We start from the raw sequence: 20,069 nt of genomic DNA, 5'->3' as shown, positions 1-20,069 counted from the left end.
CTCTTGTCTGCCGCGCGATGATCGCACCCGGCGGGCGCTACACTATCGCCCGAACGGGTGATTTTCGCGAATCCGCTTCGATCTCTTGAGCAATCTTGCCCGACGCGGCCTCGACCAGCCGGCGTTCGAGCGTCCTGACTCGTGCCGGGGTGTCGATCTTGTCGCCCGTCAGGTCGGTCACATAGAAGGTATCGACCGCGCGTTCCCCATAGGTCGCGACGTGCGCCGAGTGAATCGTCACCTTCGATTGGAACAGCGCGTGGGCTAGGCTCGACAGCAACGCCGGCCGGTCGCGCGCATTGACCTCGACGACGGTGAAGCGGCTCGATGCGTGGTTGTCGATGAACGCGGCAGGGCTGATGTCGAACGCTTCGGCGCGCGGGCGAGGGAGCGGCTTGGCGCGGAGCCGGTCGGCCAGCCGCGTGCGGTTGGCGAGCGAATCCTCGATCGCGCGTTTGAGCCGCGCGAGCTGCCGTGCGTCGTCGAACGGCCGCCCGATCGGATCCTGCACCAGGAAATTGTCGAGCGCCATGCCGTCGCGAGTGGTGTGGATGCGCGCGTCGATGATGTTGCCGCCCGCCACGCTGATCGCGCCGGCGATCCGATAGAACAGCCCGGGATGGTCGGCGGCATAGATCGTGACGAGCGTCGCGCCGCGGTCCCGATCGACCGCGGCCGCTATCGACAGCGGCTCGGTGCCGGCGTCGGCGATCAGCCTGAGGTTGGCGACCAGTGCGTCCTCGGGTTCGGCGATCCAATAGGCCTCGGGCAGCCGCTTCACCACCTTTGCGAACGCCGCGTCAGCCCAACCGAGCGCGTTGGCGACCGTTTCTTGCTTGGCGGCGATCCGCTCGTTTCGTCCCTTCTGTTTATGGCCGAGCCGCAGCACTTCTTCGGCTGCTTCGAACAGATCGGTCAGCAATTGCCGTTTCCACCCGTTCCATACCCCAGGCCCAACCGCGCGGATGTCGACCACGGTGAGCGTGAGCAACAGCCGCAGCCGCTCGGGACTCTGTACGATCTCGCAGAAGTCGAGGATCGTCTTGAAGTCCGACAGATCGCGCTTGAATGCCGTTGCCGACATCAGCAGGTGATGCCGCACCAGCCACGCGACCATTTCGGTTTCCGCCGCGCTGAGCCCGAAGCGCGGGCACAGCCGCCGCGCAACCTCGGCGCCCAGCACCGAATGGTCGCCGCCGCGCCCCTTGGCGATGTCGTGGAGCAGCACCGCAGCGTAGAGCACGCGGCGCGAGGCGATCTGCTTCATGATCGCATGGCTCAACGGATGATCGTCGTTGAGGTCGCCTTTCTCGATCCGGCTGAGCAACCCGATTGCGTGGATCGTGTGCTCGTCGACCGTGAAGTGATGGTACATGTCGAATTGCATCTGCGCGACGACTCGGCCAAAATCGGGCACGAAGCGGCCGAACACGCCCGCCTCGTTCATCCAGCGCAACGCCGTTTCGGGATGATGCGGGCTGGTCAGCACGTCGAGGAACAGCGCATTGGCGTCCGGCGAGCGGCGGATGTCATCGACCAGCTTCGCGTCGCGCGCGGCGGCGCGCATCGCCAGCGGGTGGATTTGCAAGCCATGCCGGTCGGCAAGCGCGAACATCTCGATCAGCCGGGTGGGCTTCTCGGCGAAGAAGGTGTCGCGCGGCAGCGCCAGTCGCCCGCGGTCGAGCACGAAGCCGTTGAGCTTGACTGGCCGCCGCCGGATCGTCGGCAGCCCGAACCGCCGCCCACGCGCTGCAAAGGCGTCGTCGAGATGCGCCAGGAACACGCCGGTCAAGTCGCCCACGGCTTTCGCCTGGAGGAAGTAATATTGCATGAAGCGTTCGACCCGCGACTTGCCGGGCCGGTCCGCGAACCGCATCCGCTCGGCGAGATCGCGCTGGACATCGAAGGTCAACCGGTCCTCGGCGCGACCGGTGATCGCGTGAAGGTGACAACGCACCGCCCACAGGAAATTGTCGGCGCGGTGGAAGCGGGCATATTCGGAAGGCGTGAACAGGCCGGCGTCGACCAACTGCGCCGCACCCTGGACGTTGTGGACGTACTTGCCGATCCAGAACAGCGTGTGAAGATCGCGCAGCCCGCCTTTGCCCTCCTTGACGTTGGGTTCGACAACATAGCGCGAGTCGCCCATCCTTTTGTGCCGCGCTTCGCGCTCGGCGAGCTTTTCGGCGACGAATTCGCGCGCCGCTGCCGACTGTACCTCCGCCTTGAAGCGGCGCTGCGCGTCTTCGTAGAGTTGCTCGTCGCCCCACACGTAGCGCGCTTCGAGCAAGGCGGTGCGGATCGTCACGTCGCCCTTGGCCTGGCGCACCATCTCATCGAGCCCGCGCGTCGACTGGCCCACCTTCAGGCCCAGGTCCCACAAGGCGTAGAGCATCGTCTCGACGACTTGCTCGTGCCACGGCGTTTCCTTCCACGGCGTCAGGAAGGCGAGATCGACGTCGGAATGGGGCGCCATCTCGCCGCGCCCATACCCGCCGACCGCAAGCAAGGTCAGCCGCTCGGCGGCGGTCGGGTTGCTGCGCGGATAAAGCCGCTGGACGGTGAAATCGTAGAGCAGCCGCAGGATCTGATCGATCAGGAATGCTTGGCTGTTCGCGATCTCGAGGCCGCGCGACGGATGCGCGAGCAACCGCCGCTCGATCTCGGCGCGACCATCGGCGAGCGCGGTGTTGAGCAACGCGGTCGCCGCCTTGCGCAGCTTCGCGATGTCGCTTCCCTCGACCGCCGCCAGTGTTTCGGCCACCCCGCGCCGATCGATGATCGCGCGGCGGTGCGGCAAATGGGCGAAGCGCGAGGACATGCGCCTTAGATAGGCGACGCTGACTGTCGCGTCACGCCTCGCGCGCCAGCGTCTTCAGGCGGTACAGCACCTCAAGCGCGTCGCGGGGGGTGAGCGCGTCGATGTCTAGCGTTTCGACCTCGCGCCGGATCGCATCGCATTGCTCCTCCTCGGCCTCGACCGCCGCGGCGAACAGTGGCAGATCGTCCAGTCCCGCTGCCAGCCCGCCGGTCTTGGCGCGGCCGGCCTCGAGCTTGGCGAGCACCGCCTTGGCGCGCGACACTGCGGCGGGCGGCATTCCGGCGAGCCGAGCGACCGCGATGCCGTAGCTGCGGTCGGCGGGGCCGTCGGCGACTTCGTGGAGCAGGACCAGGTCGCCCTTCCATTCGCGAGCGCGAACGTGGTGCAGCGTGAGCGCGTCGCAGCGTTCGGCGAGGCGAGTCAGCTCGTGGTAATGCGTCGCGAACAGACAGCGGCAGCGATTGTCCTCGTGGATCGCCTCGACCACTGCCCAGGCGATGGCGAGGCCGTCGTACGTAGACGTGCCGCGCCCGACTTCGTCGAGGATCACGAAAGACTGCGGCGTCGCCTGCGCCAGGATCGCGGCGGTTTCGACCATCTCGACCATGAAGGTCGAACGCCCGCGGGCGAGATTGTCCGACGCGCCGACGCGGCTGAACAGACGATCGACCAAGCCGAGCTTGGCGCGCGTCGCGGGCACGAAGCTGCCGGCCTGGGCGAGCACCGCGATCAGCGCGTTCTGGCGCAGGAAGGTCGACTTGCCGCCCATGTTGGGGCCGGTGACGAGCCATAGCCGGTTGTTTTCCGACAGAACGCAGTCATTAGCGACGAACCGCTCGCCGCTGCGCTTGACCGCTTCTTCGACCACCGGGTGTCGCCCCGCTTCGACTTCGAAACAGGCGTGATCGACCAAGGCGGGCCGCGCCCAGCCGTCCTCTGCGGCGCGTTCGGCGAGGCCCGCCGAGACGTCGAGCCGAGCGAGCGCGTCGGCGGTCGCGGCGATCGCCTCGCGGCTGGCGAGCGCGGCCGCCGTCAGCTCCTCGAGGTGCGCGGCCTCCGCGGCGAGCGCGTGGCTGCCCGCTTGGGTCACCTCCATCGCCAGCTCGTGCAACTCGGGCGCATTGAAACGCACCACGCCGGCGAGCGTCTGGCGATGGGTGAAGCCGCTCTCGGGCGCCATCAGCGCGTCGGCGGCGCGTGCGGGCACTTCGACATGATAGCCCAGCACGCCGTTGTGGCGGATCTTCAGCGCGGTCGTCCCGGTGCGGGCGCGGTATTCGGCCTCGAGCGCGGCGATCGCGCGCCGGCCGCCGGCGCCGACATCGCGCAGATCGTCGAGCGCGGAATCGTAGCCTTCGGCGATATAGCCGCCGTCCGACGCGTCGATCGGTGGCGTCAGAACGAGCGCTCGCTTGAGCAGGTCGATCAGCGCGCCGTGGCCGCGCAGCCGGGGCACGATCTCCTGGAGCAGCGGCGGCGGCGCGGCGAGGCCGTCGATCCGCTCACCGAGCAGCCATGCGCCGTCGAGTCCGTCGCGCAACTGGCCGAGGTCGCGTGGGCTGCCGCGCCCCGCGGCGATCCGCCCGATCGCGCGGCCGATGTCGGGCAGGCTGCGCAAGGTCGCGCGCAAGCTCTCGCGCAGAGCCCCATCGTCGTGGAGCCGCTGCACCAGATCGAGCCGCGCCTCGATTGCCGCGCGGTCCATCAACGGCGCGCCGACATCCGCCGCGAGCAACCGCGCACCGGCGCCGGTCACCGTACGGTCGATCGCGTCGAGCAAGCTGCCTTTGCGTTGCCCGGTCTGAGTCTGAGTCAGTTCCAGGCTGTCGCGGGTCGCGGCATCGATCGCCATCGACTGCGCCGCGCTGGCGATGCGTGGCGCGCGCAGGAAAGGCAGCGCGCCCTTCGCGGTATGTTCGAGATAGGCGACCAAACCGCCCGCCGCCGCGAGCCCCGCGCGGCTCATTTGCCCGAACCCGTCGAGTGTCGCGACGCCGTAGACTCGCTTGAGCCGTGTTTCGGCGGCGGTCGAATCGAACTCTCCACGCGGGCGTTCTGCGGTCGCATGCTGGACGAAAGCGCTGCCCTCGCACGCCAGCACTTCGGCGCCGCTCAGCCGCGCGAGTTCGGCGGAGAGCCCGCCGGCATCGGTCTCGACCAGTTCGAAGCGCCCGGTTGACACATCGGCCGCCGCCACCGCAACGCCGCCTGCCGCTTCGCCGATCGCGACGCACCAGTTCGCCGTCCGCGCGTCGAGCAGTGCCTCTTCGGTCAGCGTCCCCGCGGTCACCACGCGAATGATCGCACGCGCGACCAGCGCCTTCGACCCGCCGCGCTTCTTCGCCTCCGCGGGGCTCTCCGTCTGGTCGGCAATCGCGACGCGATGCCCCGCCTTGATCAGTCGCTCGAGGTATCCGACCGCGGCATGCGCTGGCACGCCGCACATCGGGATCTTCTCGCCTTCATGCTCGCCGCGCGCGGTCAGCGCGATGTCGAGCACCGCGCTCGCGACCTTGGCATCCTCGAAGAACAATTCGAAGAAATCACCCATGCGATAGAATAAAAGGCAATCGCCGGCTTCCGCCTTGAGCGCGAGATATTGCGCCATCATCGGGGTTGGGGCGACGTCGGCCATGGTCGGGAGCTAGCGCCAAAAATCACAGGCGTCATGCCGGACGTGTTCCGGTCTCCACTTATCCACAAGCAAAATCGCCTCGGGCGTCGCCAGAGCGCGCAACAAGTGCGGGGTGACGGGCGGGCGAGGATTGTCCTAAGGCAAACGCAACAGAGAGGTTGCCGCCGAATGACCGAAGAAAAGTCCGCCCAATTCTCCGACCGCGAGGCGCTGCTGTTCCATTCGGAGGGGCGGCCCGGCAAGATCGAGATCGTCGCGTCGAAGCCGATGGCGACTCAGCGCGACCTCGCGCTGGCCTATTCGCCCGGTGTCGCGGTGCCGGTCCAGGCGATCGCCGACGATCCGGCCACCGCGTACGATTACACCACCAAGGGCAATCTCGTCGCAGTCATCTCGAACGGCACCGCGATCCTCGGCATGGGCAACCTCGGCGCGCTGGCGTCGAAGCCGGTGATGGAAGGCAAGGCGGTGCTGTTCAAGCGCTTCGCCGACGTCGATTCGATCGACCTCGAAGTGAAGACCGAGGATGTCGACGCCTTCATCAATTGCGTCGAATTGCTCGAGCCGTCGTTCGGCGGGATCAACCTCGAGGACATCAAGGCCCCAGAGTGCTTCATCATCGAGCAGACGCTGCGCGAGCGGATGAACATCCCGGTGTTCCACGATGATCAGCACGGCACCGCGATCATCACCGCCGCCGGGCTGATCAACGCCTGCCTGCTGACAGGGCGGCATCTTTCGGAGATCAAGATCGCGGTGAACGGCGCGGGTGCGGCGGCGATCGCGTGCACCGAGCTGATCAAGGCGATGGGTGTCCGCCACGACCATGTCATCATGTGCGACCGTGTGGGCGTGATCTACCAAGGCCGCGAAACCGGGATGGACCAGTGGAAGTCCGCCCATGCGGTCAAGACCGACAAGCGCACATTGCAGGAGGCGCTCGACGGCGCCGACGTGTTTCTGGGGCTGTCCGCGGCGGGCGCGGTGACGCCCGAAATGGTCAAGAACATGGCCAAGGCCCCGATCATCTTCGCGATGGCCAACCCGGTGCCGGAGATCCTCCCCGAATTGGCGAAGGAAGCACGCCCCGACGCGATCATCGCCACCGGGCGCTCGGACTATCCCAACCAGGTCAACAATGTGCTCGGCTTCCCGTTCATCTTCCGCGGCGCGCTCGACGTTCGCGCGACCGGGATCAACGAGGAGATGAAGATCGCCGCAGCGAACGCGATCGCCGAACTCGCGCGCGAGCAAGTGCCCGAGGAGGTTGCGGTGGCGTACGGCGTGCGCCACTCGTTCGGCCCCGATTACATCATCCCGGCGCCGTTCGATCCGCGGCTGATGGAAATGGTGCCCGCGGCGGTTGCCAAGGCGGCGATGGATTCGGGCGTCGCGACCAAGCCAATCCTCGACATGGCCGCCTATCGCCAGAAACTGCGCGGGCGGCTCAACCCGACCACCTCGGTGCTCACGCTCGCGTACGAAGGCGCGCGCGCTCGGCCCAAGCGCGTACTGTTCGCCGAGGGCGAGGAAGAGGTCGTGCTGCGCGCCGCGGTCGCCTTCAAGGAAGGCGGCTACGGCACCCCGGTGCTGGTCGGGCGAGACGACGTCCACGACCGCTTGCGCGCGCTCGGCGTCCGCGATGTCGAGCAATATGAAGTGCACAACAGCCGCACCTCGACGCTCGTCCCGCGAATGGTCGACTTCCTCTATTTGCGGCTTCAGCGCCGCGGCTATCTGCGCCGCGATGTCGAGCGGATGATCAACCAGGACCGCAATACCTTCGGCGCGACGATGCTCCAGCTCGGCGAGGCCGATGCGATGATCACCGGCATCACCCGCACCTACGCCCAGACGATGCGCGAGGTCCGCCGCGTGATCGACATCGAGCCGGGACGCACCGCGTTCGGCATCCACGTCATGGTCGGGCAGAGCCACACCGTGTTCATGGCCGACACCACGGTCAACGAACGCCCGTCGCCCGAAGAACTCGCCGACATCGCCGAACAGACCGCCGCGGTCGCGCGCCGTATGGGGCACGAGCCGCGCGTGGCGTTCCTCAGCTATTCGACCTTTGGTAATCCCGAGGGCAAGTGGCTCGAGAACCTGCGCGATGCGGTCGGCGTGCTCGACAAGCGCGGGGTGAATTTCGAATATGAAGGCGAGATGGCGCCCGACGTCGCGCTCAATCCCCGGCAGCTTGCCAATTATCCCTTCGCGCGGCTCTCCGGCCCAGCCAATGTGCTGATCATGCCGGGGCTGCAAAGCGCCAACATCTCGGCCAAGCTGTTGCGTGAGCTCGGCGGCGACGCGGTGATCGGGCCGATGCTGGTGGGGATGGAAAAGCCCGTCCAGATCGCCCCGATGACGAGCACCGCGAGCGAACTGGTGACGCTGGCGGTGCTCGCGGCGGGCGGCATCGCGCGCTAGCCCGGCCTCTGGCGAAACCGCGTCAGCCGCCATACATCTGCGGCATGGCAGGGCAGGCGCATGGCTGACGGGTTCGCGGGATCGGTGCCGCTCTATCTGCTGATCGCGGGCGTCGTCGTGGTGCTGCTGCTCGCGCGGCGGTTTCGCTTGGTGGGGCAGATCGTCTCGTTTGCGCTGATGGTCGGCGGGATCGGGCTGGCGGTGATGCTGATCGGCGAGCGCGGGCGGTTCGATCCGGCGTTCGCGCGAGTCGCCAAGTTCCTCCACCTCGATCAGGATCAGGCCGTGGTCGGCAAGGAGACGCGGATCCCGATGGCGAGCGATGGCCATTTCTGGGTCGCCGTCAAGTTCGGTCAGGTCGAGCGGCGGATGCTGGTCGACAGCGGCGCGACCGTCACCGCTTTGTCGACCGAGACCGCGAGCGCGGCGGGGATCGAAGCCGCCAACAGCCCGTTCCCGATGATCATCCAGACCGCCAACGGGTCGATCCGCGCGCAGACCGCGACGGTGCCCGAACTGCGCATCGGCAACATCGTCGCGCGCGACTTGCCGATCGTCACCTCGCCGGCGTTTGGCGACATGGACGTCGTCGGGATGAACTTCCTGTCGCGGCTCAAGAGCTGGCGAGTCGAAGGGCGGACGCTGATCCTGACGCCCAACCACCCGCAATCCGCCAGCTAGGCGTCGATCGACGTTCCGACTTGTGCGTTGACCAGCCCGCCATCGACCACCAGCGTGTCGCCGACGACATAGTCCGACGCGCGGGATGCGAGGAAGATCGCGGCGCCCGCCATGTCTTCAGGCGTGCCGATGCGGCGCATCGGGATGCCCTTGGCAACCTCGTCGCCATGGTCGCGCGCGGCGCGGTTCATCTCGCTGGCGAACGCGCCGGGGGCGAGGCTCGTCACGATGATGCCGTCCTCGATCAGCCGCGCCGCCATCCGCTTGGTGAGATAGATCAGCGCCGACTTGGAGGCGTGATAGCTGTACGTCTCCCATGGATTCAGCCGCAAGCCGTCGATCGAAGTGATGTTGATGACCTTGGACGGCGCATCGTAGCTCGCCCGCTGTTTGAGCATGCCGTGTAGCGCCTGGGTCAGGAAGAACGGCGATTTGACGTTGAGGTTCATCACCTTGTCCCAACCGCTTTCGGGGAATTCCTCGAACGGCACGCCCCACGCCGCGCCGGCATTGTTGACGAGGATGTCGAGGTGGTCCTCGTGCTCTGCCATCTTCGCGGCGAGCGAGCGGCATCCCTCGACGGTCGAAACGTCTTCGGGAAGCGGAATGCAATTGGGGCCGAGCTCGGCCGCGGTCTCTTCGCATGCAGGCGCCTTGCGCGACGAGATGTAGACCTTGGCGCCCTGGGCGATATAGCCTTCGGCGATCATCTTGCCGATGCCACGCGACCCGCCGGTGATGAGCGCGACGCGCCCTTCGAGGCTGAAAAGCTTGCTCGTGTCCATATCTTACTCCCGATGATTATCCACCCCGCTTGATCGTCTCGCGGGCGATGATGATCTGCTGGATCTGGCTGGTGCCTTCGTAGATGCGGAACAATCGGACGTCGCGGTACAGCCGTTCGATCCCGTAATCGGCGATATAGCCGGCGCCGCCATAGATTTGCACCGCGCGGTCCGCGACTCGGCCGACCATCTCGCTGGCGAAATACTTCGCGGCGGCGGATTCGAGCACGACATCCTTGCCGGCATCCTTGGCCGCCGCAGTCTGCAGCACCATCGCGCGCGCGACCAAAGCTTCGGTCTTCGAATCGGCGATCATGCCCTGGATCAGCTGATGCTCGGCGATGGCTTTTCCGAACTGCTTGCGCTCGGTCGCATACACCACGCAGTCGGCGATCAGCCGCTCCGCGACGCCGACGCACACCGCACTGATGTGCAGCCGCCCGCGGTCGAGCACACGCATCGCGATCTTGAAGCCTTCGCCCTCGGCGCCAAGCCGGTTCTCGACCGGCACGATCACGTCGTCGAAGATCACGTCGGCGACCTTCGCGCCCTTCTGCCCCATCTTCTTCTCGGGCTCGCCGATCGACACGCCGGCCAGGTCGCGCGGGACGAGGAAGGCGGAGACGCCGCGCGCGCCGGGATCGTCGCCCGTGCGCGCCATCACGGTGAACAGGTCGGCCTTGTCGGCGTTGGTGATGAAGCGCTTGGTGCCCGACAGTCGGTAGGCCTGCCCGTCCCACACCGCCTTGGTCTTCACCGCGCCGGAATCGCTGCCGACGTCGGGCTCGGTGAGCGCGAAGCTTGTGATCACCTCGCCGCTCGCGATCCGGGGCAGCCATTCGGCCTTCTGCGCGTCGTTGCCGGCCATCACGAGGCCCTGGCTGCCGATCCCGACATTGGTGCCGAAGGTCGATCGGAAAGCAGGCGTGGTGCGGCCGAGCTCGATCGCGACCTTCGCCTCCTCGAGCATCGTCAGCCCGAGCCCGCCATAATCCTCACCGATGGAAAGGCCGAACAGCCCCATCTCACGCATTTCGCGCACCACGTCGTCGGGAATCGCATCGTTCGCCTCGACCTCCGCCTCGAGCGGGCGGAGCCGTCCCGCGACGAACCGGCGGACGGTATCGATCAGCGCGTCGAAGGTTTCGGCGTCGAGCGCCATCCTAATCTCCTGAGACCGGTGCGGCGATTTGGTAGATTGGCAACGCTTCCGCGGCAAGCGCTTCCAAACCCGAAATTCGAAAAGTCCGATTGACCCGGTTTCCACCCCCTCTATGCTGCCAAAAAAATCCGGGCGGGAGAGTTGAATGCGTTTCCAGGGCAAGCGTGCGGTCGTCACCGGCGGCGCGTCGGGCATCGGCCGCGCGACCGCGCTTCGGCTCGCCGAGGAAGGCGCCGAAGTCCTGGTCGGGGACCTGGATGTGGCGGGTGGCCAGGCGCTCGCCGAAACCTCCAACGGCCGGATCCGCTTCCAACGTACCGACGTGACTCAAGCCGCCGAGATCGAGGCCTTGATGGCTGCCGCCGACGCCGCAGGCGGCCTCGACGTGGTGTTCAACAATGCCGGCGCCGCGGGATCGCGCGACAAGATCGACGAGATTTCGCCCGACGACTGGGACCGCACGATGGCGCTGCTACTGCGGTCGGTCGCGCTCGGCATCCGGTATGCCGCGCCGCTCATCGCGAAGCGCGGGGGCGGCGCGATCGTCAACACCTCGTCGGTGTCGGCGCTCGGGTCGGGCTACGCGCCGACCGCTTATTCGACCGCCAAGGCCGGCGTGCTCCACCTCACCAAGATGGCCGCTGCCGACCTTGCTAGGCACAAGATCCGCGTCAACGCCGTGGTGCCGGGGTTCATCACCACCAACATCTTCACCTCCGCGCTCGGGCTGGAGGGGGCAGTGCGCGACCAGGCCAACGCGATGATCGCAGCGACCGCTGCCAAGGCGCAGCCGGTGCAGCGCGCCGGCCGGCCGGAGGACATCGCCGCGGCGGTGGCCTTCCTCGCCAGCGAGGAGGCGGCCTTCGTGACCGGCACGCACATCCTGGTTGACGGGGGGATGCTGATCGGCACGCGCGCAAGCTGGGACGAGCAGGTGCCGGGGCTGTTCGATGCGCTGCAGGCGGCGTCGGCATGAGCGGGATCGTCGTTCCGGTCCGGCGGCGGCTGTCGAACGCGGTCACGCTCGCTTACGGGTTCGGGTCGGTCGCCTATGGCGCGAAGGATGCGGCGTTCGGTACCTTTCTGCTGATCTATTACAACCAAGTGCTCGGCCTGAATTCGTTCAGGGTCGGGTTGGTGATCATGGCCGCGTTGGTGCTCGACGCCTTCATCGATCCGATGGTCGGCGTGCTGTCCGATCGCACGCGCAGCCGCTGGGGACGGCGGCACCCATGGATGTACGCGTCCGCGTTGCCGATCGCGATCGGGTGGCTGCTGTTATGGAACCCGCCCGCGGGGAGCGAAGCCTTCCGGCTCGGCTGGCTGTTCGTGACCGCGGTGATCGTGCGCAGCGCGGTGAGCTGCTTCGAAGTGCCGAGCCAGGCGCTGACGCCTGAGCTGACCACCGACTATGACGAGCGCACGCGAGTCACCGCCTACCGCTATCTGTTCGGCTGGGCAGGGGGGCTGAGCATTGTGCTTCTCGCTTACGGCGTGCTGCTGACGGCGCGGCCCGATTATCCCAACGGACTGTTCAACCCCAACGGCTACCACAACCTCGCAATCGCCTCGGCAGTGCTGATGGTCGCGGCGATCCTGGTCTCGGCGCTGGGCACGCACGGCGAGATCCGCCGGCTGCCGCAGGTCGAGAGCCGGCAGCAATCGATCGGCGCGGTTCTGCGCGAGCTGTTCCAGACGATCAACAATCGCGGCTTCCTGGTGCTGATCCTGGCGGGCGTGTGCGCCTATACCAATCAGGGGATCAGCTACGCGCTGGCCAATTACTTCTACGCTTATGCCTGGCAGCTCGGGCCGGGCGCGCTCAAGCTGCTGCCGCTAACGCTGTTCGTCGGGGCCGGCGCGGCGTTCGTGGTCGCGCCGCGGCTGGGGCGCAACACCAGCAAGCCGCGCGCCGCCTGCGCCTTCATCGTCGCCGGCACGCTGTTCCACATGCTGCCCTATGTGATGCGGTTCGCGCACGTGCTGCCGCCGCCGGGTGACGTGCGGGTCATGGTACTCTACCCGATCTTCGCGCTGTCGACCGCGCTCAACGTGTCGTCGTTCATCCTCGGCGCGTCGATGATGGCCGATGTCGTCGAGGAATCGCAGGCGCGCACCGGGCGCCGCAACGAAGGCGTGTTCTTCGCCGGATCGTTCTTCGTCCAGAAATGCACGTCGGGGCTCGGCATCGCCGTCGCCGGCACCATCCTGGCGCTCGCAGGGCTTCAGGACAAGATCGATCCCGCGACCGCGCCTGCGGGCAAGATCGACAATCTCATCCTGATGTTCATCCTCATTTACCTGGCGCTGGCAATGTCGGCGGCGTTCATGTTCACGCGGTTTCCGTTCGGGCGCGCCGAGCATGAGGCGCGGCTGAGTGGGCTGGCGGCAGCCGAGCGCGAGGGCGCGCCGCACATCACCGACTGAGGCAATTCGGCACCGATTTCGCGGCCCAGCACAGGCGAAGCGGGCTGGGCTTAACGGCTATTTGGGGCACTCGTCGGCGCGGCAACACCGTTCGTCGTGAAAGGTTCCATTCGTCCTACCGCTGGGGTTTCCACCCCGGAATTCGCCCCCTAACGCACAATCCATAGTTCGAAGCGACCTTTTGGGGGGTCCCATGAAATTCGTTGTTTTCGCAGCGCGATTCGCGCTGGTGTTGTCGTGCGTCCTGGTGACGGTGGTTCCCGCGCAAGCGCGGTTCTGGCAGTGCGCGCCTTATGCCCGCGAAGTGTCGGGCATCCAGATTTTCGGCAATGCCGATACCTGGTGGTCGCAAGCTGCCGGCAAGTACGATCGCGGCAACACGCCCGAGGTCGGCGCGGTGCTGTCGTTCCGCTCGAGCAGCCATATGCGGCTCGGTCATGTCGCCACCGTCGCGGCGGTGGTGAGCGATCGCGAAGTCCTGCTCAACCATGCCAATTGGTCGCGTCGCGGTGGCGTCGAATATAGCGCGCGTGCGGTCGACGTCTCGGCGGCGGGCGACTGGAGTGAGGTCAAGGTGTGGTACGGTCCGCAGGGCGGGCTCGGCACCACCGTCTATCCGACCAATGGCTTCATCTACGCCGACGGCAAGCCCGGCACCGACCAGTTCGCCGCCGCCAGCGCCCCCAAGGTCGAAATGGCGAGCCTGACCGGCGGCGGCCGGATGATCGGCGTGCGGGACTGACAATCTACTCCCCTCCCTTGACGGGAGAGGATACGTAGACTTGCCGCGCAGCGGCTTAGTCGAAGTTGAGAGGGTGGAGCGTCAAGCAAGCGCCTCGCGTCTCACCCTCTCCAAGCTGCGCTAGGCAGCAAGCTGCCAAGCTTCGCTATCCTCTCCCGTCAAGGGAGAGATTTTCGGCCTTACGCCCTTCCCGGCGTGAAATTCATCGCCAGCCCGTTCATGCAATAGCGCTTGCCCGTCGGCTTCGGGCCGTCGTCGAACACGTGGCCGAGATGCCCGCCGCAGCGGCGGCAATGGACTTCGGTGCGCGACATGCCGAACGATCCGTCGCTCCCCGTGCGCACCGCATTGGGCAGCGGCGCCCAGAAGCTTGGCCAGCCGGTGCCGCTGTCGAACTTGGTCTTGGACGAATAGAGCGGCAGCGCGCAGCCCTTGCATGAGAAGATGCCGGTGCGGTGCTCGTCGTTGAGCGGGCTCGAATAGGGCCGCTCGGTGTCGGCGTGGCGCAGCACCTCGTACGACGCAGGCCCCAATTTCTTGCGCCACGCCGCGTCGCTCATCGTCACCTGGAACTTTTCGGGTGGCTGCGCCGGCGCTGAGCTGCAGCCGAACAGCACCACGCTGGCAGCGCCTGCGCCAGCCAGGGTCAGGAATTCGCGTCGATTCGTCATGCTCGGTCTCCGTCGTCGCTAGATACGAACGGCGGATGCATTTGGTTACCCCATAGGGGCGATCAGTACTTGCTGATCTCGACCGGCAGCTTGCGATAGCCGTGGACGAAGCAGGCCGATACGCGAGTCGGCTCGCCGACCACGTTGACCCGCATCCGGCGCTTGGCCATTTCCTCGAGCAGCACGCTGATCTGCAGTTCGGCAAGCCGAGCGCCGACGCAGCGGTGGATGCCGTGCCCGAATGAGAGGTGACGCCGCGCATTGGGGCGATCGACCACGATCCGGTCGGCATCGTCGCCGAATACGCTCTCGTCGCGATTGGCCGATAGATACCAGAGCGCGAGCTTGTCTCCTTGCTTGATCTGCTGCCCGCCCAGTTCGTAATCCTGCGTGGCGGTGCGCCGCATATGCGCGAGCGGGGTCTGCCAGCGGACGATTTCCTGCACAGCATTCTGGATCAGCGACGGGTCGGCCTCGAGCTTGGCGCGCTCGTCGGGGAACAGGTCGAGGCCGTAGGCCGCGGCGCTCATCGAGTTGCGCGTCGTATCGTTGCCGCCGACAATCAGCAGGATGAGATTGCCGAGGAACTCGTACTGGTCCATCTCGGCCATCGCGTCCGAATGGATCATCATGCTGATCAGGTCGGGGGTCGGTTCCTTGCCGACCTTCTCGTTCCACAATTTCTGGAAATAGGCGCCGCATTCGAACATGTGGGTCAGCCGCTCGGCGCGAAGCTCGGGCGTCTTGACCAGCTCGATGTCGCCTGCCCAGTCCGACCAGAAGGTCAGCTTGCGCCGGTCTTCCCACGGAAAGTCGAACAGCAACGCGAGCATTTGCGTGGTCAGCTCGATCGACACGGTGTCGACCCAGTCGAATTCCTTGCCATATTCGAGCGTGTCGAGAACCTCGGCGGTACGGCGAACGATGTCCTCCTTCATCCGCACCATCTCGCTCGGCGTGAAGGCGGGGGCGACGGTGCGGCGCTGGCCGGTATGCTTGGGCCGGTCCATCGCGATGAACATCGGCATCTTGATGTCGCTCTCGGGCAGGAAGTCGGCGATCGTGATGCCGCCCGCTTCGGACGAGAAGATTTCGGGGAGCGATTCGACTTCCAGGATCGGCTTGTAGGTCGAGATCGACCAATAGGGGCCGAAGTCGGAGTGCTCGACCTTGTGCACCGGCGACGTCGCGCGGAGCTGCTTGAATGGCGCCTGCCACACGTCGTCGCGATAGAGCTCGGCGCGGCTGACATCGAGCGGATCGACCGGACCTTCGTATTTCATCGCCGGCGCGCTCGCCACCAGGTCCATGATCGATTCCTGCGATTGAGTCGCCATGCCCACTCTCCCTCGGGTTCAACGAACCCTATACTTACAACGATGTCAATAGTGCGGCGGTCAAGCGGTAGCCGGCTGCGACCGGCGGCGCTTTGGGCCGCCGCCCGACTTGAGCACGCCGCGCCGGAACCAACTTGCGCCGAGCGAGATCACGACCGACACCCAAAGCAGCTGCCATAGGATTGCGATCAGATGCGGCCACAGCGACGGCGAGTTCGCGGCCTGTGCCGCCATCGCCATCGGCGAGCTGAACGGAAAGATCGCAGCGATCCACGCGACCGGGCTACCGGGACTCGCCGCCGCCGCCGTCGACATCCCGACCATGCCCATCTGGACGAGCGTCATCGGCAGCGACATCATCTGTAGCTCGCGCTGCGTCGAGGCTTGCGCGCCGAGGATCAAATACGCCGCGCCGAAGAGCAAATACGACATCACGAAATAGATCAGGAACAGTAATGCGAACATCAGCTTGCCCGCCGCCGGCGCGACTTGCGCCAGCCCCGCCGCCATGCCTGGGGGCAGGAGGCTGGTGATCTGGCTGGCGACGGTTCCCCAGAAGCCGACGAACAGCAACGCCACCCCAAACATCCCGATCAGCTTGCCGAGAAACACCGATTCGAGCGGCACGGCGGCGGCGAGCACCTCGATCACCTTGTTGTTGCGCTCCTCTGCCATCGTCCCGATCGTGAGGCCGGACAGGAACAGCGTCAGCAGGAAGATCGCCATCACCGCGAACATCGCCGCAGTGGTATGCCCGGTAACGGTGACCTGAGTCTGGGCGATCCGGGTCTTGATCGGAACGCTGAGCGGCGCGGACGATCCGATCCGTTGCGTGCGCACAACTTGCTCCGCGATCGTCGCGAGGTAATTCGCCTCGTTGTCGGCATGGTTGCCATAGAGGATGTGCGGCTTGGCGAGCGGGCCGTAGAGCACGGCGTCGACATTGCCTTCGCGGCTGCCTATCAACGCGCGCGCTTGCGCGCCGGGGTTGGCGTCGGGGGTGCGAAACTCGATCGGCGGCGGTGCGTCTTCGCGGCCGAACATGCCGCGCAACTGCTGGTCGGCAGTGGTGATCGGTGCGCTTTCGCCGGGCGCGGTCAGCACGACCAGCCGGCTGCGCTCGATCGCGCTCTGCGCCATCGTCGACGCGCCAAACCCGCCCGCCGCGCCGAACCCGATCGTGAGCAGCGGCGAAAGGAGGAAGATCAGGAAGGTCGGCGCGAACACCGTTGCCATGAAGTCGCGGCGCGCGACGGTCATCGCCTGGCGGAGCGAGCGGCGGAGCTTGCCGAGGGTCATCACGCGGCCTCCGTCAGCATTGCGGCTTCGGCGTCGGCCAGTGCCTTGGCGCCGACGATCTCGACGAACGCGTCGTGGAGGCTCGGCCGCTCGATCGACAGTCCGGCGACGCCATAGCCCGATTGAGTCAGCAACCGCAGCATCGCCTCGATCCCGCCATCGGGCACTGGGAACACCCATTCGCGCCCGTTATGCCGCGCCTCGCCGGGAAGGATGCCGGCGATCGCCGGGTCGTCCCGTTCGGGCGTGTAGTGCGCCTGCATCGGCAACCGCCCGCGTGCGTCGCCGACGGTGCCTTCGAAACGCCGCTTGCCCCCGGCGATGATCGCCAGCCGGTCGCACAAACGCTCGGCATGCGCCATGACGTGCGTCGAAAACAGCACGGTCGCACCGCGCGCTTGCTCGGCGCGGATCAGCTTTTCGAGATTTTCCTGGTTGACCGGGTCGAGCCCCGAGAATGGCTCGTCGAGCACCAGAAGGTCCGGCTGGTGCACCACCGACCCGAGCAATTGGACGAGCTGCGCCATCCCCTTCGACAACTTACGGATCTTGCTGTCGACCGCATAGCCGAGCCCCGCTTGCTCCATCAGCGTCACCGCACGCTTGCGCCCGACACTCCAGGGCAGCCCGCGCAACGCGCCCATGAACGCGATCGCCTCGCGCGCCTTCATCGCCGGATAGAGTCCGCGTTCTTCGGGCAGGTAGCCGACCTGGTCGCTGCCATCGCGCGGATGGTCGAAGCCCAACAGCTTGCGGCTACCCTCGTCGGGCTCGATGATGCCGAGCAGCATGCGCAACGTCGTCGTCTTGCCAGCGCCGTTGGGGCCAAGCACGCCGTAGATCGTCCCCGCCGGGACTTGCAGGTCGACCCCATCGACCACTCGCCGCCCGCCGAATTTCTTGACGAGCCCGGTGGCGCTAATCGCCAGAGATTGTGACACGCGACCTATCCCCTTGTTCTTGCCAATCGTGGTAGCGGGGCGGTGTGCACCAAGACAAGCCATTCGAGGACCGACTGAAGGCGGAGGCGTTAAGGCTGGGTTTCGCCGCAGCCGGGATCGCGCGCGCCGACGCCGCGCCGCTGGCTGGCGAGCGGCTGCGGCAATGGTTGGCCGAAGGCGCGCACGGCGACATGATCTGGATGGAGGATCGCGCGCATCACCGCGCCGCGCCGGCCGCGCTTTGGCCCGAGGTGAAAAGCGTGATCGCGCTCGGCATGAGCTATGCGCCCGGGCGCGATCCGTTGGCGCTGGAGGGGCAGGGCGATCGCGGGCGGATCTCTGTCTATGCGCAAGGGTCCGACTATCACGATCTGGTCAAACGTACGCTCAAGGCGCTCGCGCGGTGGATCGTCGCGGAAGCGCCGGGCAGCGACCTCAAGGTGTTCGTCGATACCGCACCGGTGATGGAAAAGCCGCTGGCGGAGGCGGCGGGGCTGGGGTGGCAGGGCAAGCACACCAATCTGGTCAGCCGGACCCATGGCAGCTGGCTGTTCCTCGGTGCGATCTACACGACGCTCGACCTCGCGCCCGATCCGGCACGGACCTCGACCTGCGGGTCGTGCGATGCTTGCCAGCGCGCGTGCCCGACCGATGCCTTTCCCGCGCCGTATCGGCTCGATGCGCGGCGCTGCATTTCGTATCTGACGATCGAGCACAAGGGGCCGGTGCCCGAGGAATTTCGCGCCGCGCTCGGCAACCGAATCTACGGCTGCGACGATTGCCTCGCGGTGTGCCCGTGGAACAAGTTCGCCGATGCCGCCGCCGCCAACCGCGCCTTCCTGCCGCGCGCCGAACTGGTCGCGCCCGATCTCGCCAGTTTGCTCGCGCTCGACGATGCCGGGTTCCGCCAGGTCTTCGCCGGGTCGCCGATCAAGCGCATCGGCCGCGACCGCATGGTGCGCAACGCCGCCTATGCGGCGGGCAACAGCGGTGACGCGCGGTTCGTGCCAACGCTGCGTGGGTTGCTCGACGACCCGTCCGACGTTGTACGCGACGCGGCGGGCTGGGCGCTCGATCGGCTACTTTCCGCCGTTCCGGCGTGACAGCGCAGCAACGCAACTCGCGCGGTCGATCGGGCGGCCGTCGGGCTGGCGCGCATCGACGTAAGTGACGATGGGCTCACGCCCCGCCTTGGGATAGAGATAGGTATCGAGCACGCAAATCGGCCCCTGGAACTGCAGCTTGCGCGCTGTGCCCTCGCGGATATCGGCATCGGGCGTGCCGAAGGTGCGCGTCAGTTCGGTGGCGGTCTGCCCCATCACGCGGTCGAGCCCGACGCTGCTCATCGGTGCGGGCCGCGCGGCCGTCGCGGGGGTCGCCGGCCGCGCCATCGTGCCGCCGCACCCAGCGAGTAGCAGGCTGCTCGCCATCGCCACTATCGCCCGATTCATGCCGTCCTCCTGTGAAACAGATGCGTCGCCACCGCCACGCCCAGGATCGGCGCGATCAAGTTTACCAACGGCACGCTGAGCAGTGCGGCGACCAATACGCCCAAGTCCCAGCGCGTCCAGCGTGTAGCCCGGTACCATGCCTTCATCTCGACCTGCGTCATGTGCCGCGCCGCGACCATCTCGCCAAGGTCCGCGCCGAGCAGCCAGCCGTTTGACGCATAGAATAGCAACGGCGTGCCGAACCCCGTCACCAGCAACACCACGTATAGCGGCGCGAGCGCCACGTTGACGATCATGGCCCGACCCGCGGAGCGCAAGCCCAGCGCAAGCGACCGCGGCCTCGACACACCGCGCGGGCTCGCCAGCGCCGCCGGGTAATGCCGCCGCTCGACCGCGACGACGATCTCGTCCCCGAACAGCCAGATCACCGCGATCGCAATCGCCCGGAACAGCACCCATCCGAACAGGAGCATCGCCAGAAAACCGCTGATCGCGGCGAGCGTGCCGGCGGTCTCTCCCCAGTCGAGCTGGTCGATCACCAGCCAGCGCGTCGCGAACCACAGGCCCGCGCCCAGCGCCACGAACACGACCAGGGTAGCTGCGATCGACTTGGCGAAGATGCGCAGGATCGCGGGATCGGCGAGGTCGCCGAGCGACAGGAACAACGCGCGGATCATCGTTGCGTGC

Annotated in this window: 16 protein-coding genes; 6 read left to right on the top strand and 10 right to left on the bottom strand. The window is 66.7% G+C overall.

Going from position 1 to position 20,069, the window contains the following annotated elements; genetic code table 11:
- Nucleotides 1-37 precede the first annotated feature (37 nt).
- Nucleotides 38-2,821: a [protein-PII] uridylyltransferase gene (locus VH326_RS01830; protein WP_329630080.1), complete on the bottom strand. Its 2,784-nt coding sequence runs from the start codon at nucleotides 2,819-2,821 to the stop codon at nucleotides 38-40.
- Between the two features lie 31 nt (nucleotides 2,822-2,852).
- Nucleotides 2,853-5,432: a DNA mismatch repair protein MutS gene (gene mutS, locus VH326_RS01825; protein ID WP_329630178.1), complete on the bottom strand. Its 2,580-nt coding sequence runs from the start codon at nucleotides 5,430-5,432 to the stop codon at nucleotides 2,853-2,855.
- Nucleotides 5,433-5,624: 192 nt separating this feature from the next.
- Between mutS and VH326_RS01820 the strand changes: the two genes are divergently transcribed.
- Nucleotides 5,625-7,886 (top strand): NADP-dependent malic enzyme, encoded by a 2,262-nt coding sequence (locus VH326_RS01820; protein WP_329630079.1) that lies wholly within the window; start codon nucleotides 5,625-5,627, stop codon nucleotides 7,884-7,886.
- 60 nt (nucleotides 7,887-7,946) lie between these two features.
- Nucleotides 7,947-8,567 (top strand): retropepsin-like aspartic protease family protein, encoded by a 621-nt coding sequence (locus VH326_RS01815; RefSeq protein ID WP_329630078.1) that lies wholly within the window; start codon nucleotides 7,947-7,949, stop codon nucleotides 8,565-8,567.
- On the opposite strand, the gene VH326_RS01810 is transcribed toward VH326_RS01815, so the two are convergent.
- Nucleotides 8,564-9,352, bottom strand: coding sequence for an SDR family oxidoreductase (locus VH326_RS01810; protein ID WP_329630077.1), 789 nt, complete (start codon nucleotides 9,350-9,352; stop codon nucleotides 8,564-8,566). The two genes, VH326_RS01815 and VH326_RS01810, sit on opposite strands and share 4 nt — an antisense overlap.
- A gap of 16 nt (nucleotides 9,353-9,368) precedes the next feature.
- Complete coding sequence (locus tag VH326_RS01805; RefSeq protein ID WP_329630076.1) at nucleotides 9,369-10,514, bottom strand: acyl-CoA dehydrogenase family protein; 1,146 nt, start codon at nucleotides 10,512-10,514, stop codon at nucleotides 9,369-9,371.
- A 145-nt stretch (nucleotides 10,515-10,659) separates the two neighbouring features.
- On the opposite strand from VH326_RS01805, the gene VH326_RS01800 reads away from it, so the two are divergent.
- The 3 genes from VH326_RS01800 to VH326_RS01790 all read left to right on the top strand — a co-directional run bounded on the left by VH326_RS01800 (nucleotide 10,660) and on the right by VH326_RS01790 (nucleotide 13,683).
- On the top strand, nucleotides 10,660-11,490 hold the full coding sequence (locus VH326_RS01800; protein ID WP_329630075.1) for an SDR family NAD(P)-dependent oxidoreductase: 831 nt from the start codon (nucleotides 10,660-10,662) through the stop codon (nucleotides 11,488-11,490).
- Nucleotides 11,487-12,941, top strand: a complete 1,455-nt coding sequence (locus VH326_RS01795; protein ID WP_329630074.1) for an MFS transporter — start codon at nucleotides 11,487-11,489, stop codon at nucleotides 12,939-12,941. The genes VH326_RS01800 and VH326_RS01795 overlap by 4 nt, the downstream gene beginning before the upstream one ends.
- 193 nt (nucleotides 12,942-13,134) lie before the next feature.
- Complete coding sequence (locus VH326_RS01790) at nucleotides 13,135-13,683, top strand: CHAP domain-containing protein (protein ID WP_329630073.1); 549 nt, start codon at nucleotides 13,135-13,137, stop codon at nucleotides 13,681-13,683.
- A 179-nt stretch (nucleotides 13,684-13,862) separates the two neighbouring features.
- Here the strand turns inward: VH326_RS01790 and msrB are convergent, their stop codons facing one another.
- The 4 genes from msrB to VH326_RS01770 form a co-directional block, all read right to left on the bottom strand.
- Nucleotides 13,863-14,354, bottom strand: a complete 492-nt coding sequence (gene msrB / locus VH326_RS01785) for a peptide-methionine (R)-S-oxide reductase MsrB (RefSeq protein ID WP_329630072.1) — start codon at nucleotides 14,352-14,354, stop codon at nucleotides 13,863-13,865.
- Between the two features lie 62 nt (nucleotides 14,355-14,416).
- Nucleotides 14,417-15,664 carry a cytochrome P450 gene (locus tag VH326_RS01780; RefSeq protein ID WP_414714240.1) on the bottom strand — a complete coding sequence of 416 codons (1,248 nt, stop codon included), beginning with the start codon at nucleotides 15,662-15,664 and terminating at the stop codon, nucleotides 14,417-14,419.
- Nucleotides 15,665-15,751: 87 nt separating this feature from the next.
- Nucleotides 15,752-16,990 carry an ABC transporter permease gene (locus VH326_RS01775; RefSeq protein WP_329630071.1) on the bottom strand — a complete coding sequence of 413 codons (1,239 nt, stop codon included), beginning with the start codon at nucleotides 16,988-16,990 and terminating at the stop codon, nucleotides 15,752-15,754.
- On the bottom strand, nucleotides 16,990-17,931 hold the full coding sequence (locus VH326_RS01770) for an ABC transporter ATP-binding protein (protein ID WP_329630070.1): 942 nt from the start codon (nucleotides 17,929-17,931) through the stop codon (nucleotides 16,990-16,992). The genes VH326_RS01775 and VH326_RS01770 overlap by 1 nt, the downstream gene beginning before the upstream one ends.
- Nucleotides 17,932-17,975: 44 nt before the next feature.
- Between VH326_RS01770 and queG the strand changes: the two genes are divergently transcribed.
- The gene (gene queG / locus VH326_RS01765; RefSeq protein WP_329630069.1) at nucleotides 17,976-19,034 is read left to right on the top strand and encodes a tRNA epoxyqueuosine(34) reductase QueG; all 1,059 of its coding nucleotides are present in this window, start codon (nucleotides 17,976-17,978) and stop codon (nucleotides 19,032-19,034) included.
- Here the strand turns inward: queG and VH326_RS01760 are convergent.
- Both VH326_RS01760 and VH326_RS01755 read right to left on the bottom strand, forming a co-directional pair.
- A complete protein-coding gene (locus VH326_RS01760) occupies nucleotides 19,011-19,382 on the bottom strand; it encodes a hypothetical protein (RefSeq protein ID WP_329630068.1) in 372 nt (123 codons plus the stop codon). The two genes, queG and VH326_RS01760, sit on opposite strands and share 24 nt — an antisense overlap.
- Nucleotides 19,379-20,059: an EI24 domain-containing protein gene (locus VH326_RS01755; protein WP_329630067.1), complete on the bottom strand. Its 681-nt coding sequence runs from the start codon at nucleotides 20,057-20,059 to the stop codon at nucleotides 19,379-19,381. The genes VH326_RS01760 and VH326_RS01755 overlap by 4 nt, the downstream gene beginning before the upstream one ends.
- Nucleotides 20,060-20,069 lie beyond the last annotated feature (10 nt).

Origin of the sequence: Sphingomonas sp. (assembly GCF_036269755.1) — a bacterium.
In the GTDB taxonomy this organism is placed as follows: Bacteria; Pseudomonadota; Alphaproteobacteria; order Sphingomonadales; family Sphingomonadaceae; genus Sphingomonas.
Note: the sequence above shows the minus strand (reverse complement) of the source record. Positions and strands in the feature narration are given on the sequence as shown.